Consider the following 24840-nt stretch of genomic DNA (forward strand, 5'->3'; position numbering starts at 1 on the left):
ACTCGCTCCTCAGTCATCCAACACCCAGGTGTCCTTCGTCCCACCGCCTTGCGATGAATTGACAACCAATGAACCCTGCTTTAGCGCCACGCGCGTCAAGCCACCCGGCACGATCTGGATTCGGTCGGAAACGAGCACGTAAGGCCGAAGATCGACATGGCGCGGCGACAGACCCTTTTCGGTCAGGATCGGGCAGGTCGACAGCGCCAGCGTCGGCTGGGCGATGTAGTTCGAGGGCTTCGCCTGCAGCTTCTTGGCGAACTCCTGGCATTCCTTCTTGGTCGCGGCCGGGCCGACCAGCATGCCGTAGCCGCCCGAGCCGTGCACTTCCTTGACCACCAGCTCGCTGATGTGCTCGAGCACATATTTGAGGCTGTCCGGCTCCGAGCAGCGCCAGGTCGGGATGTTGCCGAGAATGGCCTTGCGGCCGGTGTAGAACTCGACGATCTCCGGCATGTAGGAATAGATCGCCTTGTCGTCGGCGATGCCGGTGCCCGGCGCATTGGCGATGGTGATGTTGCCGGCGCGGTAGACATCCATGATGCCCGGCACGCCGAGGGCGGAGTCCGGGCGGAAAGTCAGCGGATCGAGGAAGGCGTCGTCGACGCGCCGGTAAAGCACGTCGATCTGCTTGTAGCCTTCGGTCGTGCGCATCGCGACATGGCCGTCGACGACGCGCAGATCCTGCCCCTCGACCAGTTGCACGCCCATCTGGTCGGCGAGGAAGGCATGCTCGAAATAGGCCGAGTTGTAGGAGCCTGGCGTCAGCACCGCGATGGTCGGCGCGCCCTTCGCGCTTTGCGGCCGCACCGCGGCGAGCGACTGGCGCAGCAGTTGCGGATAGTTCTCGACCGGCCGCACCTTGATCTTCTGGAACAGCTCCGGAAAGAGCTGCATCATCGTCTCGCGGTTCTCCAGCATGTAGGAGACGCCGGACGGCGTGCGGGCATTGTCCTCCAGCACGTAGAACTCGTTCTCCGATATGCGGACGATATCGACGCCGATGATATGGGTGTACACGCCAGCCGGCGGCCTCACCCCGATCATCTCGGGCAGGAAGGCCTCGTTCTTCGCGACAAGCTCCCTCGGCACCCGTCCGGCGCGCAGGATCTCCTGGCGGTGATAGATGTCGTCGAGAAACGCGTTCAGCGCCTGCACGCGCTGCTCGATGCCCTGCGTCAGCCGGCGCCATTCCTGGCCGGAGAGGATGCGCGGCACGATGTCGAAAGGGATCAGCCGCTCGGAAGCTTCCTGCTCGCCATAGACGGCAAAGGTGATGCCGGTCTTGCGGAAGACGCGCTCCGCGTCCTGCATTTTCTGGGTAAGCCTGGCCGGGTCCTGCTCCTTCAGCCAGCGATCGTAAGCCTCATAAGGTCTTCTCAATCCGGAAACTTCCGGAAGCATTTCGTCGAACGCTGCCAATCGTGTACTCCCCTATGAGGCCATTTCACTGGCCTCGCCGGAGAAAATCAAGGGCAATCGATGATTTAGGAAGCCGTGACGGCCACTCTCTGCAAATTGCCTAAATTTAAGGCACAGGCGGCAAGGTCGGGTCAGCCCCTGCTTGCCAGCGGGGCATCGCCAGGCCGGTCAGAACGCCCGGAAGGTCACGATGGTGAAGGTGTCTTTGATTCCGGGCAGGATCTGCACCCGCTCATTGACGAAGTGGCCGATATCCTCCTCGTCGTCGACGTAGAATTTGGCGAGCAGGTCATAATTGCCGGCGGTCGAGTAGATTTCGGAGGCGATCTCGGCGTCGGCAAGCGCGCTGGCGACCTCATAGGCCTTGCCCAGATCGCATTTAATCTGCACGAAAAATGCCTTCATTGCCCGGTCCTGCCGCCTGCATCATGAATAAGCGGCCCTTGTGGCAGACTGCCGCCCGGCTTTCAAGCTTCACGCGCCACGCGGCTCAAAGAGCACCCGGTTCCGCCTCCGGCGCCGAAATAGGCGAAATCTTCGCGGGTCGGTGAAACCACGCCACGCCGCGACGCGTATGTTAGACTCGATCGCCAAGCGAATTCCGGGAGGCAGGCCATGCGCCGCGCTTTGTTCGCAATAGCTCTTGTTCCGATGTTGATGACCACGCTTGCCTTCGCCGGCGATGCGGAGGTCAAGGCCGCGCAGACGGTTATCGACAGCCAGTTGAAGGCCTTCATCGCCGATGACGGCATCGCCGCCTATAGTTTCGCCGCGCCGAACGTGAAGCAGATCTTTCCGACCGTCGACACCTTCATGAACATGGTGACGAACGGCTATGCGCCGGTGCGAAAGCCCCAATCCTATTCCTTCGGCAAGGTTGAGGAGACAGGGCCTGGCTCGATCGTCCAGCAGGTGCTGATCGTCGGACCCGACGGCAAGGATTACGAGGCGGTCTATACGCTGCAGCAGCAGGCGGATGGCAGTTTCAAGATCACCGGCTGCAGCCTGCGTGCCTCGACCTCGGTCAGCACCTGAGCCATTCCGGGACCGCGTGCGACGTCCGGAATTTGGCTGGGCTCGCACTCAATCCCGGCGCCGATACAGCGTCCAGGCCAGGCCTGAAAGACCCCAGCTCGTCGAGGCATCGACACGCTCATAGGCCGACCTGCAGGCCGGCGCGGCGTCGACATATTGCGGCTGCCGGTCGATGGCCCCTTCGAGGATCAGCCAGGAGGGATGTTCGTCACATATCTTGTCCATGGCGACAAACGAGGCCTGACGCCCGAGCCGTTTGGCAAAATAATCGACGGTCATGACGGTCCGGAATTCCTGGTTGGTAGCGTAGTCCGCTGCGCCGTCACGCGTCATTTTGTAGACCATCGCGGCGTAGGACCCCCGCCCATATTCGTAGAATGGCAGCAGAAGCGTTGTCGTGCCGGCGAGGATTGCCGCCATTGCGGCCGCCGCGAACAGACGGTACCTGCCTCCGGCGGCGAAACCACGCCCAAGCAGCTCGCCCGCCCACAGCAGCATCAATGTTGCGGGAACGAGGAAGTAGCGCGGGAATTCGGCATTGGGCGGTCGTGCCATCGCCATGATAACGGGCAATCCGACGATCCCAATGACATAGAGGCTGGCTCGCCGATCGCGCCAGATGGCGGCGCAGACGCAGACGAGCCCGCAGGCGGCAACGATGGATACCCAGTCGCCGATCCAATCCGGCACGCCAAACAGGTAGCGGATCATTCCGCCATAGCCCTGCCCGAAGGCGTGAAGCGAGAATGGCAGGACGCCACCGATCCTGAAGCCGAACAGCAGCGAGCCAATCAGCATGCAGGCGGCAAGCGGCAGCACGGCCAGGAAGGCCGGCGCGAAGATCTGACCGAGTTCCACATTGACCCGCCCGAGGCTGCCGGTGCGCCGCCAGACGATCCAGGCGGCCCAGGCAACCAGGACAGCCACGGTTTCCACCATGAGGAGATGGGACAGAAAGCCGAGGAGGACGATCGCCCCGAACGCGACGCCCGAACCTCTTCCGTCGAGCCGGCGCTCCAGGAACATGACGGCAAGAAGCGTGAACAACACCAGGCCGGCATAGCCTCTCGCTTCCGAGCCATAGTGAACCATCGGATAGCTGATGGCGAACAGCAGGCTTGTGGCGACAGCTGCCCACCGGCCTCGAGCAGCCGCTCCCGCGGCAAAGACGGCACCGACACCCAGCGCTATCGACAGTCCGCGCTGGAGCAATGGCGAGGCATCGGCGCCGACAAGGTAGAGATAGATCGAATTGAGGAAATGGTTGTTGTCATGATTTATGCGCCAGAATATCTGGTCGATCGAGGTGAGCGGCTCAAGCTGCACCAGGCTCCAGATCTCATCTAGCCAGAGGTCGCCACGCGCGCCGAGCACCCGCAGGGCGAGGCCGGCGAGCCCGATGACCGCGACGGCCGGCAACACCGCTCCCGTCCATTGCTGAACGGCGGCAGCAGACTCGCGAGAGCCGCTAGCGCGATTTGTCTGCGCCTCGCCTGACACCGAGGCTTGTTCCGAGACGAGCAAGGTCTGCGCCTTTGCCTGAGATCACCCCGGCAATCTTTATATTCGCAGTCGTTTCAAAATAGTTCGCACGTGCCTCAAGCAGAGGCTTGGGGACCTCGGCCTCAGCACATAAACCGGTGTTCAGTAGCGAGCCCTGCCGCCGGACATGTCGAATACCGCGCCCGTGTTGAAGCTGACGGCATCCGAGCAAAGCCAGAGCACCAGCGCCGCGACCTCGTCGACGGCGCCAAGGCGCTTGAGCGGACTTGCGCCGATCATGTCGCTGACGACTTGATTGCCAAGTCGCCTGATAAGCTCGGTATCGATCGGCCCCGGCGCGACGCAATTGACGCGGATATCGGTGTCACTGACTTCACGCGACAAGGCTTTGGTAAAAGCGATGATACCTGCGCTCGCCGCCGAATAGGCCGCAAGATTAGGCAATCCCTCCTTGCCGGCCAGCGACCCCATATTGACGATGCGGCCGCTGCCGGTCTTGCGCATGAACGGCAAAACCTGATGTGTGACCTCGAACGTCCCGATGAGATTGATCCCGATGATGCGCTGCCACTCGGCCGGCTCGAAAGCCTCGAAGCTGCGATACGGGCCGAGATAGCCGGCATTGTTGACGAGAATATCGACCCGGCCGCTCTCGGCGATCACTTCGCTCAGCGCATTTCCGATATCGCCTGCCTTGGTTACATCGACTGTCTGGCTGCGGGTTCCGTCGAGTGGCGCTGGATCGGCATCCCATATCCAGACGTCACATCCGGATCGCGCCAGTTGCATGGCTACGGCCTTGCCGATGCCCCTCGATCCACCGGTCACGATCGCCGTCTTGCCGGCGAAATCGAACGTCACAGCCATGGCTGATCCCTCAAGACAGGACTCTGCTCCCAGGCAGAACGTCCGTCAATCAGCGAGACCAGCGGCTAGATCGCCGGAATGTCGCCCCTCGCCCAGCCTTTGGCGATCTCGGCGGCGCGCGCTTCAAAAGCCTGCGCCTCGATGGCCGCCCGGATGTCCTGCATCAGCTTCTGATAATAGGACAGGTTGTTCCAGCTCAGCAGCATGGCGCCAAGCGATTCCTGCGAACGCACGAGGTGGTGCAGGTAGGCGCGCGAATAATCGCGCGCCGCCGGGCAATCGCTTTCCTCGTCGAGCGGCCGCGGATCGTCGGCATGGCGGGCATTCCTGAGATTGATCTTGCCGCGGCGCGTATAGGCCAGGCCATGGCGGCCGGCGCGCGTCGGCATCACGCAGTCGAACATGTCGATGCCGCGTGCCACCGATTTCAATATATCGTCCGGCGTGCCGACGCCCATCAGGTAGCGCGGCTTGTCGGCCGGCAGTTCCGGGCAGGTGATGTCGAGCATCTCCAGCATCACTTGCTGCGGCTCGCCGACAGCCAGCCCGCCGACGGCATAGCCTTTCAGATCCATCGCCTTCAGCGCCTGCGCCGAACGCACGCGCATCGGCGCGCTGTCGCCGCCCTGGACGATGCCGAACATCGCCTTGCCCGGCTGGTCGCCGAACGCCGTCTTGCAGCGCTCGGCCCAACGCAGCGACAACTCCATGGCGCGCTCGATCTCCTTGGGCTTGGCCGGAAGTGCTGTGCATTCGTCGAGCTGCATCTGGATGTCGGAATCGAGCAGTCCCTGGATCTCGATCGACCGTTCCGGTGACATTTCGTAAGGCGCGCCGTCAATATGCGAGCGGAAGGTGACGCCCTGTTCGGTCAATTTCCTGAGCTTCGACAGCGACATGACCTGGAAGCCGCCGCTGTCGGTCAGGATCGGATGCGGCCAGCGCGCGAACTCGTGCAATCCGCCGAGCCTGGCCACGCGCTCAGCGCCGGGCCGCAGCATCAGATGATAGGTGTTGCCGAGGATGATGTCGGCGCCGACGCCGCGCACCTGATCCATATACATGGCCTTGACGGTGCCGCCTGTGCCGACCGGCATGAAGGCCGGCGTGCGGATCTCGCCGCGCGGCATCGAGACAAGGCCACGCCTGGCCTTGCCGTCGGTGGCAAGCACCTTGAAGGAAAAAGTCTCAGCCATTGAATTCCTTGTCGTGCACCGGCGCATCGGGCGCCTGCTCGTCGAGCGACTGCCGGTAGCGGATGCAGCCGCGCATGAATTTCGGCCAGGGCGGCACGGCGATCGCAGGCTCGGTCTTTTCCGGCAAAAGGTCCCATAGATCGGGATGATGCCAGCACAGATCATGCCCGGTCGTATCGCGATGCGCCCGGATGCCGGCGCGCAGCTTCCTCACTTCCGCGATCAGCGTGTCGCGGTCCATGCCGTCGAGATCATTGTCCATCGCTCGTCTCCGCTCGGTAAAGCAGGCTGGCGTCGCCATAGGAGTAGAACCTGTAGCGGTTCTCGATGGCATGCGCATAGGCCGCACGCATCGTCTCCAGCCCTCTGAAGGCCGAGACCAGCATGAACAGCGTCGAGCGCGGCAGATGGAAATTGGTCATCAGCATGTCGGCGGTGCGGAAGCGGTAGCCGGGCGTGATGAAGATGTCGGTCGGTCCGGACCAGGGCTCGATCCTGCCGTCCGCGCGAGCAGCGCTCTCCAGAAGCCGCAGTGATGTCGTGCCGACGCAGACGATCCGCCCTCCCCGCGCCCTGGCCGCGTTGAGCGCCGCCGCTGTCTCGGCACTTACCGCGCCGGTCTCGGCATGCATCTTGTGGTCGGCCGTGTCGTCCGCCTTGACCGGCAGGAAGGTGCCGGCGCCGACATGCAGCGTGACGAAACGGCGTTCGATGCCTTTGGCGTCGAGCGCGGCAAACAGCTCCGGCGTGAAATGCAGCCCGGCGGTGGGGGCCGCGACGGCGCCCTCTTCCCTGGCATAGATGGTCTGGTAGTCGGCGCGGTCGCGCTCGTCGTCGTCGCGCTTGGAGGCGATATAAGGCGGCAGCGGAATGTGGCCGACGGCATGCAGTGCCTCGTCGAGGAACGGCCCGGAGAGGTCGAAGCCGAGCAGCGCCTCGCCCGCCTCGCCCTTCTCGAGCACCGTCGCATCGAGCTGGCCGAGGAAGCAGGAGTTGCCGTCATGGCCGAAATGGATGCGGTCGCCTGCGGCGATGCGCTTGCCTGGCCGCATGAAGGCCTGCCAGCGGTCCGGCGCCACGCGCATATGCAGCGTCGCCTCGACCTGCGCCACGGCCTCGCCGCGCTTGCGCATGCCCTTCAGTTGCGCCGGGATGACCTTGGTGTCGTTGAACACCAGCATGTCGCCTTCCCTTAGCAGCGACGGCAGATCGGAGACGATGCGGTCCTGCAATGGTTCGCCCGGTTTAACGACCAGCAGCCTGGCGCTGTCGCGCGGCTCCGCCGGGCGAAGCGCAATGCGCTCCTCCGGCAGGTCGAAGTCGAACAGGTCGACACGCATCAGAAAAGCCGGACGAGCAGCGCCCCGGCGAGCAGCATTACCGCGCCGGCGACACGGCCGAGCGAAATTTCGCGCACCGCGACGCCAAGGAAGCCGACGCGGTCGATCAGCATGCCGGCGAGCAACTGCCCGGCGACCAGGAAGGCCATGAGAGCCGCGGCGCCAATGCGCGGCGTGAGAATGGTGGAGAGCGTGACATAGAAGCCGCCGAGCATGCCGCCGGCGATGAACAGCCAGGGCGCCGGCGCCTTCCAGTCGAGCGAGATGCCCTGCAGCCTCACCACCGCGAAGGCAATGATGCCAAGCACGATGGCACCCGACAGGAAGGAGAACGCGGCGGCGGCCACGGGAAGGCCGAGGCCGCGCGCCAGTTGCGAATTGATAGGCGCCTGGACGGCGATGAAGGCGCCCGACAGGATGCCAAGCAGGGACCAGACTGCGCCCATCATTGTTCCGCCTTTACTTGACGTCGGCCGCGACCTTCAGCGACACGATCTTGTCAGGATCCTGCACCGGCTCGCCGCGCTTGATCTTGTCGACATTCTCCATGCCTTCGATGACCTGGCCCCACACCGTGTACTGGCGGTTGAGGAAGGCGGCGTCGTCGAAACAGATGAAGAACTGCGAATTCGCCGAGTTCGGGTTCTGGGCCCGAGCCATAGAGCAAGCGCCGCGGCCGTGATTGGCGTTGGAGAACTCGGCCTTCAGGTCCGGCTTGTCGGAGCCGCCCATGCCCGCGCGCGACGGCGCATAGGTGGGCTTGCTCGAATTGCCGAACTTGACGTCGCCGGTCTGCGCCATGAAGCCGTCGATGACGCGGTGGAAAACCACGCCGTCATAGGCGCCCTCACGCGCCAGCTCCTTGATGCGGGCGACGTGGCCGGGGGCCAGTTCGGGATACATTTCGATGACGACCTGGCCCTTGGTCGTTTCCATGATGAGCGCGTTCTCGCGGTCCTTGATCTCAGCCATGTCAGAAATCCTTTTTGAAAATTGAGGGGTTTATTTGCCGTCGGCGGCGATGCGAACCTTGATCATGCGGTCGGGGTCGGCGACCGTGCCGTTGTCGGCCTCGTCGCCCTTCTTGATCTTGTCGACGAGGTCCATGCCGCTCTCCACCTTGCCGACGATCGTGTACTGACCATCGAGGTTCGGCGCCGGCGCGAACATGATGAAGAACTGCGAGTTGGCCGAATTCGGGTCCTGGGAGCGGGCCATGCCGACCACGCCGCGCGTGAACTGCTCGCTCTGCGAGAACTCGGCCGGCAGGTCGGGCAGGTCGGAACCGCCGGTGCCGACGGCTTCGGCGTTGAAGCCCTTCTTCATGTTGCCAAACTTGACGTCGCCCGTCTGCGCCATGAAGCCGTCGATGACGCGGTGGAAGGCGACATTGTCATAGGCGCCGTCGCGCACCAGCTTCTTGATCTGCGCGACATGCTTGGGCGCCAGGTCGGGGCGCAGCGCGATGGTCACGTCGCCATCCTTGAGCGTGATGATCATGGTGTTTTCCTTGTCGGCGGCAACGGCCGGCCCAGATACCGAGAAAAGGGATGCCGCGAAAAGGCCGGCAAGCACGACGAGGAACGAAGCAAGCTTCTTCAGCTGCATGGGGATCTCCGGGAAAGCCTATTTGGTGAACTTGGCGGTAAGCGCGCCGGCAACGGCCGCCGGCACGAATGGACGGATGTCGCCGCCCATCGAGGCAATCTGGCGCACGAGTGTGGCGGTAATGGTGCGCACCGACGGGCTGGCGGGGAGAAAAACCGTCTGCAGTTCCGGCGCCATCGTCTCGTTCATGCCGGCCATCTGCATCTCGTAATCGAGGTCGGTGCCGTCGCGCAGTCCCCGGATGATGATCGAGGCGCCGTGCTTGCGGGCCGCGTCGATGACCAGCCCATCGAAGGAAACGACCTTGATGCGACCGCTATCCTTGCCGAATTCGGCCTTGGTCGCGGCCTCGATCAGTTGCACGCGTTCCTCGAAGGAAAACAACGGCTTCTTGCCTGGATGGATGCCGATTGCAGCATAGACGGTGTCGGCCACCGCCAGCGAGGCTTTCAGCACATCGAGATGGCCGTTGGTCAGCGGGTCGAAGGAGCCAGCGTAAAGGGCGGTGCGTTCGGTCATGGCAGGCTTCTAGCGGGCGGGCGTACGGAAGGCAAATCCGATTAATTGCGGGCATCCGTGAACCATTTCGCGGACATGAACGACAGATGAATGCGACGATCACGAACGTTTCACGCAGCGTTCACTAGGTTGCCGCTTCAAGAGGTGAAACCAAATCACCATTTGATCCGTTGTAAGCGCAGGAGAACACGCAAATGCTGATCTACATGCTTGCCACAGCAATGACCATCGTGATGCTCATCGCGACCGCATTCGGGTTGCATCAGGAAGCGGCGCGGGTGCGCGTCAAGGCCAACACCAAGCGCCTCGATGGTTTCGCCCACCGCAACGTCTACCGCCGCCACTGATCCCCATCATGACCGAACCGGCCCAACGGGCCGGTTGAGCCGGACGAGATCCTATTCGCTCCCGCCCGTATCGTCCGCACCGGCCTCGTTCGAAGCCACGTCTTCCGCCTCTTCGTCCGACTGCGGCTCCGAAATCCGCTCCACCGAGACAACCTTTTCGCCTTCGGCCGTGTTGAAGATCGTCACGCCCTTGGTGGCGCGGCTGGCGAAGCGTATGCCGTTGACCGGCACCCGGATCACCGTGCCGCCGTCCGAAACCAGCATGATCTGATCGTCATTGCCGACGGGGAAGGTCGCGACCAGGCGGCCGATCTCGGCCGTCTTCGACACGTCGGTGGCGCGGATGCCCTTGCCGCCGCGACCCGTCAGGCGGAAATCATAGGACGACGAGCGCTTGCCGTAGCCGTATTCCGTTACCGTCAGCACGAGCTGCTCATGCGCCTTGAGGAACTCGTAACGCTCGTCGGAAAGCTCGGCTTCCTCGCCGACCTCCTCATTGGTGAGCGCGATCTCCTCTTCCTCGCCCGCTCCGCCGGCGGCAAGCCGGCGCTCGGCCGCCGCACGCTTCAGATAGGCGGCGCGCTCTGCGGGTGACGCATCGACATTCTCGATGATCGACATCGAGATGATGCGGTCGGTCTCGGCCATGCTTATGCCGCGCACGCCGACGGAATTGCGGCTCTGGAAGACGCGCACGTCGGAGACCGGGAAACGGATGCACTGGCCGGAATTCGCCGTGAGCAGCACGTCGTCATTGTCGGTGCAGGTCTCGACGCCGAGGATCTCGTCGCCCTCTTCCTCCAGCTTCATGGCGATCTTGCCGTTGCGGTTGACCTGGACGAAGTCGGACAGTTTGTTGCGGCGCACGGTGCCGCGCGTGGTGGCGAACATCACGTCGAGCTCGCCCCAGCTGCTCTCGTCCTCGGGCAGCGGCATGATCGTGGTGATGCGCTCGCCCTGCTCGAGCGGCAGCATGTTGATCAGCGCCTTGCCGCGCGATTGCGGGTTGCCGATCGGCAGCCGCCAGACCTTTTCCTTGTAGACGATGCCGCGCGAGGAGAAGAACAGCACCGGCGTGTGCGTGTTGGCCACGAACAGCCTTGTGACGAAATCCTCTTCTTTGGTCGACATGCCGGAGCGGCCCTTGCCGCCGCGGCGCTGCGCCCGGTAGAGCGACAGCGGCACGCGCTTGATGTAGCCGGAATGGCTGACGGTGACGACCATGTCCTCGCGCTGGATCAGGTCCTCGTCTTCCATATCCGCTCCGCCCTCGGAGAGCTCGGTGCGGCGCGGCGTGCCGAACTCGTCGCGGACCGCGATCAGCTCGTCCTTGACGATCTGCTGGATGCGTGCGCGAGACGACAAAATATCAAGGAAATCAACGATCTCAGCGCCGATCTTGTTCAACTCGTCGGCGATCTCGTCGCGGCCGAGCGCGGTCAGGCGCTGCAGGCGCAGATCGAGGATGGCGCGAGCCTGTTCCTCGGAGAGATTGTAGGTGCCGTCCTCGTTGATGCGGTGGCGCGGGTCGTCGATCAGCTTGATCAGCGGAGCGACGTCATGCGACGGCCAGCGCCGCTCCATCAACTGCTCGCGCGCCGTCTGCGGATCGGGCGCGGTGCGGATGAGCTTGATCACCTCGTCGATGTTGGCGACGGCGATCGCCAGGCCGACCAGCACATGCGCCCGCTCGCGCGCCTTGCGCAGCAGGTATTTGGTGCGGCGGCTGATCACCTCCTCGCGGAAGCCGACAAAGGCTTTCAGCATGTCGATCAGCGTCATCACTTCCGGCTTGCCGCCGTTCAGCGCCACCATGTTGGCGCCGAACGACGTCTGCAGCGGCGTGAAGCGGTAAAGCTGGTTGAGGATGACGTCGGCGACGGCCTCGCGCTTCAGCTCGATGACGACCCTGTAGCCCTGGCGGTCGCTCTCGTCGCGGATGTCGGAAATGCCGTCGATGCGCTTTTCGCGCACCAGCTCGGCCATCTTCTCGATCATCGCCGCCTTGTTCACCTGATAGGGAATCTCGGTGACGACGATGGATTCACGGTCGTTGCCGCGCCTTTCGATCTCGACGCGGCCGCGCATGACGATCGAGCCGCGGCCGGTGGAATAGGCGCTGTAGATGCCGGAGCGGCCAAGCACGATGCCGCCGGTCGGAAAATCGGGGCCGGGCACGATCTCCATCAGCGCCGGCAGATCGATGGCCGGGTTGTCGATGAGGGCGATGGCGCCGTTGCAGACTTCGCTCAGGTTGTGCGGCGGAATGTTGGTGGCCATGCCGACGGCGATGCCGCCGGAACCGTTGACCAGAAGGTTCGGGAAGCGCGCGGGCAATACCTTCGGCTCTTGTTCGGCGCCGTCGTAATTGTCCTGAAAATCGACCGTTTCCTTGTCGATATCCTCCAGGAGCTCATGCGCGACCTTGGTGAGCCGCGACTCGGTGTAGCGCATGGCCGCGGGCGGGTCGGCGTCGATGGAGCCGAAATTGCCCTGCCCGTCGATCAGCGGCACGCGCAGCGACCAATCCTGCGCCATGCGCACCAAAGCGTCATAGATCGAGGCGTCGCCATGCGGATGGTATTTACCCATCACGTCGCCGACGATGCGCGACGATTTCACATGCTTGCGGTTCCAGTGGTAACCGCCCTCTTGCATAGCGTAGAGGATGCGCCGGTGCACCGGCTTCAGGCCGTCGCGCACATCGGGCAGCGCGCGGCTGACGATCACGCTCATGGCGTAATCGAGATAGGAGCGCTGCATCTCCTCGATGATCGAAATCGGCTCGATGCCGGTGGGGCCGCCGTCCGGCCCGCGCGGTGTCTTCTGGTCGGTCAAATCAGGTCACAATCCAGTCGGGAATCACTGCATGCTTATATAGGAAGCCTCGCCGAAACTCCAATGTCGGCCGGACTTTTCCAGAGACAATTTTGATGGTAATTTCAAATGGATACCGCAGATTGCGACGATATGGCCACAGTGCATTTCGCCCCGAAGTCGCGGTTGAAGGGGCATAGGCCGGCAATGGATCGTCACCCTGAGATGGGCGCGGCAGTCGCGGCGAACTCCTGGTTGCCCCTGCGCGCCTTGAGCGGCTGGACGACAAAAGACCTCAATGGCGACCTAGCGGCAGGCATCACGCTCGCGGCGATCGCCATTCCCGAACAGATGGCGACGGCGCGCCTCGGCGGTTTCGCGCCGGAGATCGGCTTTTTCACTTTCGTCGCCGGCTCGGTCGCCTTCGCGCTGCTCGGCGCCAACCGCCAGTTGTCGGCGGGCGCGGATTCGACGATCACGCCTCTGTTCGCCGGCGGCCTGGCGCTGATCGCCACCGCCGGCTCGCCGCATTACCTGGCGCTGGCTGCCATGCTGGCGCTGATGGTGGGGCTGCTGGTGGCGCTCAGCGGCATTTTCCGTCTCGGCTGGATTGCCGATCTCCTGTCCGTGCCGGTCACGACCGGTTTCCTCGCCGGCATTTCCGTCCATATCATCGTCTCGCAACTGCCCTCCTTGCTCGGCCTGCCGGCCGAAAGCGGCGAGACGGTGCGGCGCGCTGGCGAGATCGCCGCCAATCTCCACCTCACCAATCCCTGGAGCCTGGCAATCGGCCTCGGCGTCTTCGCCATCGTCTTCGCCGCCGGACAGGTCAGCGCGCGGATCCCGGCGGCGTTGATCGGCATGGTCCTGGCGACGCTTGGCTTTGTCGCCTTCGACTTGAAGAGCAGGGGCGTCGAGGTGCTCGGCGCCTTGCCGAACGGCTTGCCGGTCCCCGGCATGCCGACCGCCGACTTCCACGACGCGCAGGCCCTTATCCCGCTGGCATTGCTGATCGCCATCGTCGTCATGGTGCAGACGGCGGCCACCAGCCGCTCCTTCCCGCCGCGGGATGGCGAAGCGCCCGACGTCAACCGCGATTTCGTCGGCGTCGGCGCGGGCAGCATCCTGGCCGGCCTGTTCGGCGCCTTTGCCGTCAACGCCAGCCCGCCGCGCACGGCCATCGTTGCCCAGACAGGCGGCCGCTCGCAGCTTTCGGGCCTGATCGCGGCGGCCATCGTGCTTGCGCTCGGCGCTTTCGGCGGCAGCCTGCTTGCCAATGTGCCGCAGGCTGCGCTTGCCGGCGTGCTGATGTTCGTGGCCCAGCACATCCTGCGCTGGCAGGTCTTCGCCAAGGTCTGGCGCCAGGCGCCGGTCGAGTTCGCGCTGATCCTGATCACCATGATCGCGATCGTCGTCCTGCCGATCGAAACCGGCGTCGCGATCGGCATCGGCCTGTCGCTGCTGCACGGCATCTGGGGCTCGACGCGCACCGAGCCGATCGAGCTGGCGCAGGTGCCGGGCACCTCGGTCTGGTGGCCGCCGAGCAGTTCCAGCCCGGGTGAACAGCATCCTGGCGTGCTGGTGGCGGCGTTCCAGGCGCCGCTTTCCTTCGTCAACGCCGACCGTTTCAAGCGCGGCCTCGCCGACCTGATCGACGCCAGGAGAGACGACGTGAAGCTGGTGGTGCTGGAGGCCAGCAACATCGTCGAGATCGACTATACGGCCGCTCAGGCGCTGATCGAGACCATCCACCATTGTCGCGACAAAGGCGCGGTCTTTGCTATCGCACGCATGGAATCGCTGCGCGCCCAGGCGGCGCTCAAGCGGTTCGGCATCGCTGAAATTGTTGGCACAGAGCGGATATTCCACAGCGTCGACGCGGCGATCAACACACTTGGTCCTGGGAAACCGCAGCAACAAGAACGGTGTAGCGTGCCATGATCGACCCCCGACGGGCAGCGGCAGGCTTTTTCAGCCAACGCGCCGGGCGCGATAGGCGCCCGGCGTCTCCCCCATCTGGCGCCGGAACCGGCGATTGAAGGTCGACAGGTCGTTGAAGCCTGCATCGAAAGCGATCGTCGAGACCGACGCGTCCGAGCTAGCCAGGCGCACCGCGGCGCGGTGCAGCCTGATCTTCAACAGGAACTGATAGGGCGTCATGCCGGCAACCTGCCGGAAAATGCGCAGGAAATGATACGGGCTGGTTGCCGTGCTGTCGGCGAGCTCGGTCAGCGAGAGCGGCCGTTCGGCGTTGAGCTCGATCAGCCGCACCGCTTCGGCAACCCGTTTCTGGTCGCGGCGGCTGGGCGTGCGGACAGTTCCGGAAGAACCGGCTGCGGCCGCGACCACCGCGCCGGCGATGCGCAGGCCGAGTTCCTCGAACGCCTCGTTGTCGCCCCTTTCCCGCGCGGCCTCCGCCTCGGCCAGCACCGGCGTCAGCGACAGCAAGGGCGGCAGGCGCGGATCGGCGAAGCCCAGGCGCTTTGAGCCCGGCAGTTCGGCCACGACGCGCTCTAGATAGGCCGGCGAAAAATGGAAGGAAAGGCAGCGGTCGCCGGCGCCGTGCTCATGCCCGCATTCATAGCAGGTGCCGGGGTTTCCAAGCAGGATGGCGCCTGGCGCCAGCATTGCCGTGCCCTGGCGCGTGCGGTAGCGGAACGTGCCATTGGTCACCGCGGCGACGCAGAAGGCGCGATGCTCCTCCTCGAACGGCCTGTCGCCGGCGGCGGCGGTGCAGATCACGTCGGACACCTGCCAACCAGGTCCCGAAGCAACGGTTTTATTAGTCGTCGCCATCACCGAAAGATAGCAATTTTTCCCAAGCGCAGAACCCCGCAATGCCGTTACTGCTCGCCCTCTCCTGACAAACGAGGCAGCAGCCATGATCGATTCTTTTGCCGAAGCCCTGCACAGCGGTAGCCCCAATCCGGATCTCGCCGAAAAGCTGAAGCTCTACGGCCGCTTCATCGGCGCCTGGACGTTCGATGCCACACGCATCCTGGATGACGGGACCAGACTGACGGGCCGCGGCGAGGTGCATTTCGGCTGGGTCCTGGAAGGCCGGGCGGTACAGGACGTATGGATCCTGCCCGCGCGCGACGCCGGTCCCTCGCCATCGCTCGGACCGTGGACCTTCTACGGCACGACATTGCGCGTCTACGACCCCGGCGCGGATGCCTGGCACATCTTCTGGAGCGATCCGCGCAATCAGTATTACAGCCGCCAGCTCGGCCGCGCCGAGGACGACACGATTGTCCAGGTCGGCGCGGATGGCACCGGCGCGTCGGTGCGCTGGAGCTTTTCACGCATCACCGAAAACTCGTTCCGCTGGCTGGGCGAGCGCTCCCATGACGGCGGAGCGACCTGGCGCATGGAGGTCGAGTTTTTAGCGCGGCGCGTGAATGAAGCTCGATAGCGATCGAAAAGCCGCGATCCTTCGCGCCCCCTCTGCCCTGCCGGGCATCTCCCCCACTTGCGGCTAGGGCATGCACACTTTGGTGATGGCGTGCATGGCAGCTTGGCGCATGCATTTCTTCTGCCGCGCTGGTCGACCCCCCACTTCGTCTCGGCTTCGCCGAGCCACCTCTCCCCCGATCGACGGGGTAGAGGAAAGGCGCTAGGCTTTTTTGCCGTTAACGCTCCTCCAGCAAGGCTCCCCTCCTTTCCCTCCGGAGGGGGGAAAGGTGGCGCTGCGAAGCAGCGACGGATTGGGGGAACCACGCGGCAATCAAGCCTTGGCCCGATCAGTCACGCCAGTCACGAAAGATGTGCATAGCGTAGCCACTTTGGGGCAGATTGGCAGCTTCGGTGACGGCGAGGAGGGCGCTGTCCCAGTTGCTTTCACAGCTTCGCGCACCCATTTCCCCTCCCGGCTGTTTCCAGCGCCCGGGCTTTGCTCTACCAATTGCAGAGGCTGGGCTTCGCCTGGCGGGAGGGGACCAGCGATGCCGAGTTTCGACAGCCTGTTCAACGCCTTCGTCACCATCCTGGTGACCATCGACCCGCCGGGGCTGGCGCCGCTCTTCCTCGCCGTCACGCGCGGCATGAACCGCGAGGAGCGCCAGCAGGTCTCGGTGCGCGCGTCGGTAATCGGCTTCCTGGTGATGGCGCTGTTTGCGATTGCCGGCGCCTCGATCCTGTCGGTGTTCGGCATCACGCTGCCGGCTTTCCGCGTCGCGGGCGGTTTTCTCTTGTTCTTCATCGCCTTCGAAATGGTGTTCGAGCGCCGCCAGGACCGCAAGGAGAAGATCGGCGACGTCGCGATCACCAAGGACATGATCCACAACATCGCCGCCTTCCCGCTGGCGATCCCGCTGATCGCCGGCCCCGGCGCCATTTCGGCGACCGTGCTGCTGTCGGGACATTTCGAGGGCTTTGCCGCTCAGGCAGCCCTGGTCGGCATCATCTTTCTCTGCCTCGTCATCACCTATCTGGTGTTCGTGCTGTCGGAACGCATCGACCGCATCCTCGGCCAGACCGGCCGCTCGATCCTGACCAGATTGCTGGGCGTGATCCTGGCGGCGCTGGCAGTGCAGTTCGTGGCCGACGGCGTCAGAGCGCTGATGGCCGCTTGAGCGACACCCCTACTGCCTTACTTGGCCCCCGTCTCGATCACTTCGAAATCATGCGTAAGCGTCGCGGTCTTGGCCATCATGGCGCTAGCCGAGCAATATTTCTCGATCGAGAGGTTGATCGCCCGTTTCACCTTGTCGTGCGACAGGGCTCTGCCCTTGACGATGAAATGCATGTGGATGCGGGTGAACACTTTCGGGTCGGTCTCGGCCCGGTCGGCGTCGAGTTCCACGACACAATCCTCGATCGCCTCGCGGCCTTTCTCGAGGATGTGCACGACATCATAGGCCGAGCAGCCGCCGGTGCCGATCAGCACCAGCTCCATCGGGCTCGGTCCCGGCGTCCGGCCTTCCGGTCCATGCGCGGTGCCAAGCACGACCTTATGGCCGCTGCCGGACTCGCCGACAAAAGTGCGTTCCTCAACCCATTTGACGCGTGCTTTCACGATGATCTTCCTTACGGGGTTACTGGCCGAACACCACGGCGTGCATAATTCGCCCCGGCAGCAGCGTGAAGACGCCCGCGCCGATCAAACCGAAGAAATAGAGCGAGATCATCACCTTGCGGTGCTTCGCCACACGGTGGTTGCGCGCATGCCAGACCGCCAGCGGCACGGTGACCAGCACCAGGATCGACAACAGATGGATCGGGCTGAACGGACCGACGAGCCGTATCTGCTGGATCCAGAAGCTCGATATGGCGATGACCAGCATCAGCGCCACCCAGGCATAGCCCAGCACGCGGTGACGCACATTGCCTTTCGGCAGCGCCAGCTGGGCGCCACCGATGGCCAAAGCGGCGAAGGCCGCGAAGGCATGCCATGGAATGGGAGGAGGCGCCGACAGAAGCGGTCCGAGCGACATCGCGCCTTCCCCCTAAACGATCATGTCGAGAGACGCTTAGAACGGGATCTCGTCGTCCAGCTCGCGCGACGAGCCGCCGCCACCGCCGCCCCTGGAACCGCCGCCGCCGCCGCGGCTGAAACCTTCGTTGGGGCCGGACTGGCCGAAATCGGAACCGCGGCTGCTGCTGCCGCCGGTATAGTTGCCGACCTGGCCGCCGCCGCCCTCGCCACGCGCGTCAAGCATCTGCAATTCACCGCGGAATTTCTGCAGCACGATCTCGGTCGTGTAGCGGTCATTGCCGGTCTGGTCCTGCCATTTGCGGGTCTGCAGCTGGCCTTCGACATAGACCTTCATGCCCTTCTTCAAATACTGCTCGGCCACCTTGGCGAGCTGGTCGTTAAAGATCACGACATTGTGCCACTCGGTCTTTTCCTTGCGCTCGCCCGAGTTCTTGTCGCGCCAGCTTTCCGAGGTGGCGACGCGGATGTTGACAACCGGATCGCCGGAATTCAGGCGGCGGATTTCCGGGTCCGCCCCGAGATTGCCGACCAGAATGACCTTGTTGACGCTACCCGCCATCTTACTTCTCCGCGCTCATCCGAAACAAATTTTAAGTCGCTCACCTTACAGCCTTGAGGCCACCCATGCCCGTAAAGGCTGGCTTTTCCCACAAGGTTTTTGTTCTCTTTTCGTTCTAGTCTTGACCGCTACTTCTGTCAAGGATTGTCACCAAGAGGTAGTGTTCTTGCATTGGAAACAAAGGGGACATTCGAATGAACATCATCACCCATAAGGATCGGCCGCGCGAAACGTGGCGGGCCGGAGTGGAAACCCGCATGCACATTGCTGCCGCCAATGGCGGGGCCGAGCTCTGCATATTCGAGCAGTGGGTGGAACCGGGAACCGGCGCGCCAACGCATTCGCATACGGTCGAGGAAGTGCTGACGGTGATTGCCGGCGAAGCCGAAATGTGGATCGACGACCGACGGGCCGTACTCGCCGCGGCACAGTCGCTGATCATTCCCGCGCACCGCAGACATGGCTTTCGAAACGTTGGTTCCGGCACGCTTCACATCCATGCCGTGCTCGCGTCGCCGATCTTCGAGGCAAGCTTCGACGGAGCCGCGGAGCCGGTGAAACGCTGGACGCCTTAAAATGGCGCTTGCCAAATCAATAAGTATCGACTTATGCTTTCCTCATGATCGAAGCAGAGATTTTCCGAGCGCTCGCCGACCCCACCCGTCGCGCTGTCTACGAACGCCTGACGGCCAGCGAGATGAGCGTGAGCGAGCTGCGCGCCGGCATGAGCGTGTCGCAGCCGGCGGTCTCGCAGCACCTTGCCGTGCTGCGCGGCGCCGGCCTGGTGCTCGAGCGGCGTGCCGGCCGCAACGCCTATTACCGCGCCGATCCGCAAGGGCTCGATCCGCTGCTCGGCTGGGTCGAACGCTACCGCGCCTTCTGGCCGGAGCGCATCGAGAAGTTGAAGACGGTTCTGAAGGGAATGGACCAATGACCAAGGCAGAGAACCCGACAGCGGCCGAGGCGCCGCTCAGCTTCGAATGCGATCTTTCCGATCCGCCGGAGAAAGTATGGCGGGCGCTGACCGAGCCGGAGCTCCTCGCCGCCTGGATGATGCCGAACGACATCAAGGCGGAAGGCGGCAGCCGCTTCGCCTTTGCCGGACCGAATGCGCCGATAGAATGCGAAGTGCTCGAGGCCGAGCCCGGCAAGCTGCTGCGTTATTCCTGGCGCGAGTGGCCCGGCGCGAAGGACGCGGACCAGCTCCCTGCCTTTGACAGCATCGTCACCTTCACGCTCGCCCGCACCGCCTCCGGAGGCACGCATCTCCGCATCGTCCATGACGGTTTCATGCCGGTGGCGGAGCCTGTTCTGGCCATTGCCGGCGCCGGCTGCGGGCTCTCGCTTCATGCGCGCAAGAACCCAATCGCCGCCAATGCGCCTTCAATGATGTTGCGCGCGGCCTGAAAAGAGGACATCCGTCATGAGCATTGCCAATCTCGTGCCGATGGTGATCGAGCAATCGAGCCGCGGGGAACGTTCCTTCGATATCTTTTCGCGGTTGCTGCGCGAGCGCATCGTCTTCATCAACGGCGAGATCAACGACACCGTGTCGGCGCTGGTCTGCGCGCAGTTGCTGTCGCTGGAGTCCGACCATCCCGACAAGGAGATATCGCTCTACATCAACTCGCCCGGCGGCATGGTGACCAGCGGCTTCGCCATCTACGACACGATGCAATACATCTCCTGTCCGGTGTCGACGGTCTGCATGGGCTTCGCCGCCTCTATGGGCTCGTTTCTCCTGATGGCCGGCACGCCGGGACGGCGCATCGCCCTGCCCAACACCAGGATCGTGCTGCACCAGCCGCTAGGCGGTTTCCAGGGCCAGGCCTCCGACATCCAGCGCCATGCCGAGGACATCGTGCGCACCAAGCAGCATATGACGGAGCTCTACGCCAGGCATTGCGGGCGCACCTACGAAGAGGTCGAGCGCACGCTCGACCGCGACTATTTCATGAGCGCCGCGGAAGCCAAGGAATGGGGCCTCGTCGACCACGTCTACGACACGCGCAAGAAAGCGGCCTGACATCGCGGGGCGGACGCGCGGCAGCAATTTGATCGCTGCGCGTCTGGCATCGCTCCAGTTGCGTCAATATAGTCCGCGCATGATCAGGTCCGTTCAGCCCAGACATTTATGCGCCACCCTCGCCGCTCTTGCCGCCGCGCTGATAGCCGGCACAGCGCTTGCCGATGACAGCTCGACGCAAAAACTGCCCGGCGTCAGCGACAACTACCGCATCGCCAAGCCGGCGCCGCAGCCCGAGCCGGATGACGCGCAGCCCGCCAGCAGCGACGGCTCGTTCAAGATCGGCAACACCGATGTCAGGATCGGCGGCAGCATCACCGTTGACATGGCGACGGGCGGCACCAGGATTCCGAACCACTGAGCGTTCTCGACCCCTGCCCGTAAGGCTGAACCCACCCCCCAAAATATAAGCCCCATCCCTGCTGAGCAGACGGATGGGGCTTCATGGATCCAAAAATCCAACTTTAGCCGGGAGTGGACTGCCGGCGTTCTGTTTCGGATGCAACGCGGCGTTCGGCCGACGATCCGACTATGGTCTCTGATTGTAGGGAATCGGCAAGTCACGGTTTGTCGGGCTGGCGTTTCAAGTCTGCCCTGGCACTTATGCCCGCCGCGGCTCCATCTCCGTGTGGAGCCTCAAGGGACTGTCCGGTGGCGTCATGCTCCGCTCCTGGGTCCGTTGCGACAATGTCGTTCGAAGCGCTAATCGCTATCACCTGCGGCGTCTCGCAGGTCGCCAGTTGGGCGGCGAGGCCATCGAAAGACGGCCGGCTTCGTTGACGCCTTTGAGACTGCCCCCGTGAGTCGCCGGCGTCAACCGTTGAATAGCCGGTTACCGAAAAATGTGATCACCGGGAGGTTACGTACGGGTAAGTCGAGTGGCTCCGTGAATCAACGACGCAGGCATCGGCGGCACCTGTCTTCGCGACGCTTTGCGCGATTGTTTCCACAACGCTTTGTCAGGAGCATGTTCGGTCTTTGTTCTTTCCGCTTGCTCGCTCGCGGGAAAGGCGGTTAAACCCAGGATTGGCTTCTTCCGTCGAGATTGTGGTGTCTCTCGACGTGGCGGCAAAAATACCTACATAGGGGATGGCCGGGACGAACCCGCCCAATCCAGCAAATTCCAGATCTGAGGCGGCGACCGGCGATGGCCGACCATAAATATCTTTCCATTCGCGGGGCGCGCGAACACAATCTCAAGAATATCGATCTCGACCTGCCGCGCGACAGCCTGATCGTCATGACTGGACTGTCGGGGTCCGGCAAGTCGTCGCTCGCTTTCGACACCATCTATGCCGAGGGCCAGCGCCGCTATGTCGAGAGCCTGTCGGCCTATGCCCGGCAGTTCCTGGAGATGATGCAGAAGCCGGACGTCGACCAGATCGACGGCCTGTCGCCCGCCATCTCGATCGAGCAGAAGACCACCTCGCGCAACCCGCGCTCCACGGTCGGCACCGTCACCGAAATCTACGACTACATGCGCCTGCTCTTCGCGCGTGTCGGCATCCCCTATTCACCGGCCACCGGTCTGCCTATCGAGAGCCAGACCGTCAGCCAGATGGTCGACCGCGTGCTGGCGTTGGACGAAGGCACGCGTCTCTATCTGCTGGCGCCGATCGTGCGCGGCCGCAAGGGCGAATACCGCAAGGAACTGCTTGAGTTGCAGAAGAAGGGATTCCAGCGCGTCAAGGTCGACGGCGTCTTTTATGAGATCGCCGACGTGCCGGCGCTGGACAAGAAGTACAAGCACGACATCGACGTCGTCGTCGACCGCATCGTCGTGCGCGGCGATCTGGCGACCAGGCTCGCGGATTCGATGGAAACCGCGCTGAAGCTCGCCGACGGCCTTGCCGTGGCCGAGTTCGCCGACCGGCCGCTCGACGCCAGCCTGACCGGCGAGGACTCGGTCAACAAGTCGAAGAACGAGACGCATGAGCGCATCCTGTTCTCGGAAAAATTCGCCTGCCCGGTGTCCGGCTTCACCATTCCCGAGATCGAGCCCCGGCTGTTCTCCTTCAACAACCCGTTCGGCGCCTGCCCGACCTGCGACGGTCTCGGCAGCCAGCGCGCCATCGATCCCAACCTCGTCGTGCCGGACGAGAACATCTCGCTGCGCGACGGCGCCATCAGCCCATGGGCGAAGTCGACCTCGCCCTATTACGCGCAGACGCTTGAAGCGCTGGGCAAGGCCTATGGCTTCAAGCTTGGCGACAAGTTCAAGGATCTGAGCGCCCAGGCGAAAGAAGCCGTGCTGCATGGCACCGGCGAGCGCGAGATCACCTTCCAGTATGATGACGGCCTGCGCTCCTACAAGACGACCAAGACCTTCGAGGGCGTGATCCCCAATCTCGACCGGCGCTGGAAGGAAACGGAATCGGCCTGGATGCGCGAGGAGATCGAGCGCTTCATGTCGGCCACCCCCTGCCCCGCCTGTAACGGCTACCGGCTGAAGCCGGAGGCGCTGGCGGTGAAGATCGGCGGCAAGCACATCGGCGAAGTGACCGAGCTGTCGATCCGCAAGGCCGACCAGTGGTTCACCGACCTGCCGGCGCAGCTGAACGAGAAGCAGAACGAGATCGCGGTGCGCGTGCTCAAGGAGATCCGCGAGCGGCTGCGCTTCCTCAACGATGTCGGCCTCGACTATCTGACGCTGTCGCGCAACTCCGGCACGCTGTCAGGCGGCGAGAGCCAGCGCATCCGGCTGGCCTCGCAGATCGGCTCGGGCCTCACCGGCGTGCTCTATGTGCTGGACGAGCCGTCGATCGGCCTGCACCAGCGCGACAATGCGCGCTTGCTCGACACGCTGAAGCACCTGCGCGACATCGGCAACACGGTCATCGTCGTCGAGCATGACGAGGACGCCATCCTGCATGCCGATTATGTCGTCGACATCGGCCCGGCCGCCGGCATCCATGGCGGCCGCATCATAGCGCAGGGCACGCCGCAGCAAATCATGGCGACACCCGCCTCGATCACCGGCAAATACCTGTCGGGCGAGCTTGAAGTGGCCACACCCGCGGCGCGCCGCGAGGCCAAGAAGAACCGGCGGATAAAAGTCGTCGGCGCGCGCGGCAACAATCTGAAGAACGTCACGGCGGAAATCCCGCTCGGCACCTTCACGGCGGTCACCGGCGTGTCGGGCGGCGGCAAGTCGACCTTCCTGATCGAGACGCTGTTCAAGGCGGCCTCGCGCCGCATCATGGGTTCGCGCGAGCATCCGGCCGAGCACGACCGCATCGAAGGGCTGGAGTTTCTCGACAAGGTCATCGACATCGACCAGTCGCCGATCGGCCGTACGCCGCGCTCCAACCCGGCGACCTATACCGGCGCCTTCACGCCGATCCGCGACTGGTTCGCCGGGCTCCCCGAGGCCAAGGCGCGCGGCTACCAGCCGGGCCGCTTCTCCTTCAACGTCAAGGGCGGCCGCTGTGAAGCCTGCCAGGGCGACGGTGTCATCAAGATCGAGATGCACTTCCTGCCCGACGTCTACGTCACCTGCGACGTCTGCCACGGCAAGCGCTACAACCGCGAAACGCTGGACGTGCTTTTCAAGGGCAAGTCGATCGCCGACGTGCTCGACATGACGGTCGAGGAAGGCGTCGAGTTCTTCTCGGCGGTGCCCGGCGTGCGCGACAAGCTGGAGACGCTGAAGCAGGTCGGCCTCGGCTATATCCATATCGGCCAGCAGGCGACGACTTTGTCGGGCGGCGAGGCGCAGCGCATCAAGCTCGCCAAGGAACTGTCGCGCAAGGCGACAGGCAAGACGCTCTACATCCTCGACGAGCCGACCACCGGCCTCCACTTCCACGATGTGGCGAAGCTGCTCGAAGTGCTGCATGAGCTGGTCGACCAGGGCAACACGGTGGTGGTCATCGAGCACAATCTCGAGGTGATCAAGACCGCCGACTGGGTTCTCGATCTCGGTCCCGAAGGCGGCGACGGCGGCGGCGAGCTGGTCGCCTCGGGCACGCCGGAAGCGATCGTGCGCGAGAAGCGCAGCTACACCGGCCAGTTCCTGAAGGAGCTTCTGGAACGGCGCCCCGGAGGCAAACGCGAAGCGGCTGAGTGATGGCAGGTAACGGCCTGGTCTCCATCGAAAGCTGCTTCGAAGCCGTCGCGACCACGGCTGCCGCGATGAAGAAGGTTGTCACGGCCGCTGCTGGA

27 protein-coding genes are annotated in these 24840 nt (G+C 63.8%); 11 read left to right on the forward strand and 16 right to left on the reverse strand.

Annotation, left to right across the window (positions count from 1 at the left end; genetic code table 11):
* Positions 1–9 precede the first annotated feature (9 nt).
* Complete coding sequence (locus EN852_RS09805; protein ID WP_189400793.1) at positions 10–1422, reverse strand: circularly permuted type 2 ATP-grasp protein; 1413 nt, start codon at positions 1420–1422, stop codon at positions 10–12.
* 168 nt (positions 1423–1590) lie between these two features.
* Positions 1591–1827, reverse strand: coding sequence for an Lrp/AsnC ligand binding domain-containing protein (locus EN852_RS09810; RefSeq protein ID WP_059185676.1), 237 nt, complete (start codon positions 1825–1827; stop codon positions 1591–1593).
* Between the two features lie 210 nt (positions 1828–2037).
* On the opposite strand from EN852_RS09810, the gene EN852_RS09815 reads away from it, so the two are divergent.
* On the forward strand, positions 2038–2457 hold the full coding sequence (locus EN852_RS09815) for a DUF4864 domain-containing protein (RefSeq protein WP_127875186.1): 420 nt from the start codon (positions 2038–2040) through the stop codon (positions 2455–2457).
* Positions 2458–2505: 48 nt separating this feature from the next.
* On the opposite strand, the gene EN852_RS09820 is transcribed toward EN852_RS09815, so the two are convergent.
* The 9 genes from EN852_RS09820 to coaD all read right to left on the reverse strand — a co-directional run bounded on the left by EN852_RS09820 (position 2506) and on the right by coaD (position 9490).
* A complete protein-coding gene (locus EN852_RS09820; protein WP_127875185.1) occupies positions 2506–3876 on the reverse strand; it encodes a hypothetical protein in 1371 nt (456 codons plus the stop codon).
* Positions 3877–4101: 225 nt separating this feature from the next.
* The gene (locus EN852_RS09825; RefSeq protein WP_127875184.1) at positions 4102–4827 is read right to left on the reverse strand and encodes an SDR family NAD(P)-dependent oxidoreductase; all 726 of its coding nucleotides are present in this window, start codon (positions 4825–4827) and stop codon (positions 4102–4104) included.
* Between the two features lie 65 nt (positions 4828–4892).
* Entirely contained in the window at positions 4893–6023 is a 1131-nt protein-coding gene (gene tgt / locus EN852_RS09830) for a tRNA guanosine(34) transglycosylase Tgt (protein WP_127875183.1), read from the reverse strand.
* Entirely contained in the window at positions 6016–6285 is a 270-nt protein-coding gene (locus EN852_RS09835; protein WP_127875182.1) for a hypothetical protein, read from the reverse strand. The genes tgt and EN852_RS09835 overlap by 8 nt, the downstream gene beginning before the upstream one ends.
* Positions 6275–7363 carry a tRNA preQ1(34) S-adenosylmethionine ribosyltransferase-isomerase QueA gene (gene queA / locus EN852_RS09840; RefSeq protein ID WP_127875181.1) on the reverse strand — a complete coding sequence of 363 codons (1089 nt, stop codon included), beginning with the start codon at positions 7361–7363 and terminating at the stop codon, positions 6275–6277. The genes EN852_RS09835 and queA overlap by 11 nt, the downstream gene beginning before the upstream one ends.
* On the reverse strand, positions 7363–7812 hold the full coding sequence (locus EN852_RS09845) for a DMT family transporter (RefSeq protein WP_127875180.1): 450 nt from the start codon (positions 7810–7812) through the stop codon (positions 7363–7365). Before EN852_RS09845 ends, queA begins: the two co-directional genes overlap by 1 nt.
* Before the next feature lie 10 nt (positions 7813–7822).
* The gene (locus tag EN852_RS09850; protein WP_040987166.1) at positions 7823–8335 is read right to left on the reverse strand and encodes a peptidylprolyl isomerase; all 513 of its coding nucleotides are present in this window, start codon (positions 8333–8335) and stop codon (positions 7823–7825) included.
* Between the two features lie 30 nt (positions 8336–8365).
* Entirely contained in the window at positions 8366–8863 is a 498-nt protein-coding gene (locus EN852_RS09855) for a peptidylprolyl isomerase (protein ID WP_246694242.1), read from the reverse strand.
* A gap of 126 nt (positions 8864–8989) precedes the next feature.
* Positions 8990–9490: a pantetheine-phosphate adenylyltransferase gene (gene coaD / locus EN852_RS09860; protein ID WP_127863857.1), complete on the reverse strand. Its 501-nt coding sequence runs from the start codon at positions 9488–9490 to the stop codon at positions 8990–8992.
* Positions 9491–9684: 194 nt separating this feature from the next.
* Between coaD and EN852_RS09865 the strand changes: the two genes are divergently transcribed.
* The gene (locus EN852_RS09865) at positions 9685–9837 is read left to right on the forward strand and encodes a hypothetical protein (protein WP_095765297.1); all 153 of its coding nucleotides are present in this window, start codon (positions 9685–9687) and stop codon (positions 9835–9837) included.
* A 51-nt stretch (positions 9838–9888) separates the two neighbouring features.
* Here EN852_RS09865 and gyrA read toward each other — a convergent pair whose 3' ends face one another.
* A complete protein-coding gene (gene gyrA, locus EN852_RS09870; protein ID WP_127863856.1) occupies positions 9889–12675 on the reverse strand; it encodes a DNA gyrase subunit A in 2787 nt (928 codons plus the stop codon).
* A gap of 186 nt (positions 12676–12861) precedes the next feature.
* Between gyrA and EN852_RS09875 the strand changes: the two genes are divergently transcribed.
* Positions 12862–14595, forward strand: a complete 1734-nt coding sequence (locus tag EN852_RS09875) for a SulP family inorganic anion transporter (protein WP_246694243.1) — start codon at positions 12862–12864, stop codon at positions 14593–14595.
* 30 nt (positions 14596–14625) lie between these two features.
* Here the strand turns inward: EN852_RS09875 and EN852_RS09880 are convergent, their stop codons facing one another.
* Positions 14626–15450 carry an AraC family transcriptional regulator gene (locus tag EN852_RS09880; protein WP_127875178.1) on the reverse strand — a complete coding sequence of 275 codons (825 nt, stop codon included), beginning with the start codon at positions 15448–15450 and terminating at the stop codon, positions 14626–14628.
* A gap of 85 nt (positions 15451–15535) precedes the next feature.
* On the opposite strand from EN852_RS09880, the gene EN852_RS09885 reads away from it, so the two are divergent.
* Entirely contained in the window at positions 15536–16069 is a 534-nt protein-coding gene (locus EN852_RS09885; RefSeq protein ID WP_127875177.1) for a hypothetical protein, read from the forward strand.
* 529 nt (positions 16070–16598) lie between these two features.
* On the forward strand, positions 16599–17228 hold the full coding sequence (locus tag EN852_RS09890) for a MarC family protein (RefSeq protein WP_042642668.1): 630 nt from the start codon (positions 16599–16601) through the stop codon (positions 17226–17228).
* Positions 17229–17245: 17 nt separating this feature from the next.
* Here EN852_RS09890 and EN852_RS09895 read toward each other — a convergent pair whose 3' ends face one another.
* The 3 genes from EN852_RS09895 to EN852_RS09905 are packed head-to-tail and all read right to left on the reverse strand — an operon-like array spanning position 17246 to position 18650.
* Complete coding sequence (locus tag EN852_RS09895; protein WP_127875176.1) at positions 17246–17671, reverse strand: OsmC family protein; 426 nt, start codon at positions 17669–17671, stop codon at positions 17246–17248.
* A gap of 19 nt (positions 17672–17690) precedes the next feature.
* A complete protein-coding gene (locus EN852_RS09900) occupies positions 17691–18089 on the reverse strand; it encodes a DUF2306 domain-containing protein (protein ID WP_127875175.1) in 399 nt (132 codons plus the stop codon).
* 36 nt (positions 18090–18125) lie between these two features.
* A complete protein-coding gene (locus EN852_RS09905) occupies positions 18126–18650 on the reverse strand; it encodes a single-stranded DNA-binding protein (RefSeq protein WP_127875174.1) in 525 nt (174 codons plus the stop codon).
* 194 nt (positions 18651–18844) lie between these two features.
* Here EN852_RS09905 and EN852_RS09910 point away from each other — a divergent pair, with 194 nt between their 5' ends.
* The 6 genes from EN852_RS09910 to uvrA all read left to right on the forward strand — a co-directional run bounded on the left by EN852_RS09910 (position 18845) and on the right by uvrA (position 24745).
* Complete coding sequence (locus EN852_RS09910; RefSeq protein ID WP_246694226.1) at positions 18845–19225, forward strand: cupin domain-containing protein; 381 nt, start codon at positions 18845–18847, stop codon at positions 19223–19225.
* Positions 19226–19269: 44 nt separating this feature from the next.
* The gene (locus tag EN852_RS09915; protein WP_127875173.1) at positions 19270–19584 is read left to right on the forward strand and encodes a metalloregulator ArsR/SmtB family transcription factor; all 315 of its coding nucleotides are present in this window, start codon (positions 19270–19272) and stop codon (positions 19582–19584) included.
* The gene (locus EN852_RS09920; RefSeq protein ID WP_127875172.1) at positions 19581–20057 is read left to right on the forward strand and encodes an SRPBCC domain-containing protein; all 477 of its coding nucleotides are present in this window, start codon (positions 19581–19583) and stop codon (positions 20055–20057) included. Before EN852_RS09915 ends, EN852_RS09920 begins: the two co-directional genes overlap by 4 nt.
* 16 nt (positions 20058–20073) lie before the next feature.
* On the forward strand, positions 20074–20676 hold the full coding sequence (locus EN852_RS09925; RefSeq protein ID WP_127863845.1) for an ATP-dependent Clp protease proteolytic subunit: 603 nt from the start codon (positions 20074–20076) through the stop codon (positions 20674–20676).
* Between the two features lie 79 nt (positions 20677–20755).
* The gene (locus tag EN852_RS09930; RefSeq protein WP_127875171.1) at positions 20756–21037 is read left to right on the forward strand and encodes a hypothetical protein; all 282 of its coding nucleotides are present in this window, start codon (positions 20756–20758) and stop codon (positions 21035–21037) included.
* Positions 21038–21823: 786 nt separating this feature from the next.
* The gene (uvrA, locus tag EN852_RS09935) at positions 21824–24745 is read left to right on the forward strand and encodes an excinuclease ABC subunit UvrA (protein WP_127875170.1); all 2922 of its coding nucleotides are present in this window, start codon (positions 21824–21826) and stop codon (positions 24743–24745) included.
* The last annotated feature ends 95 nt before the right edge of the window (positions 24746–24840 follow it).

It is taken from the genome of Mesorhizobium sp. M2E.F.Ca.ET.209.01.1.1, assembly GCF_004010375.2.
Lineage (GTDB): Bacteria > Pseudomonadota > Alphaproteobacteria > Rhizobiales > Rhizobiaceae > Mesorhizobium.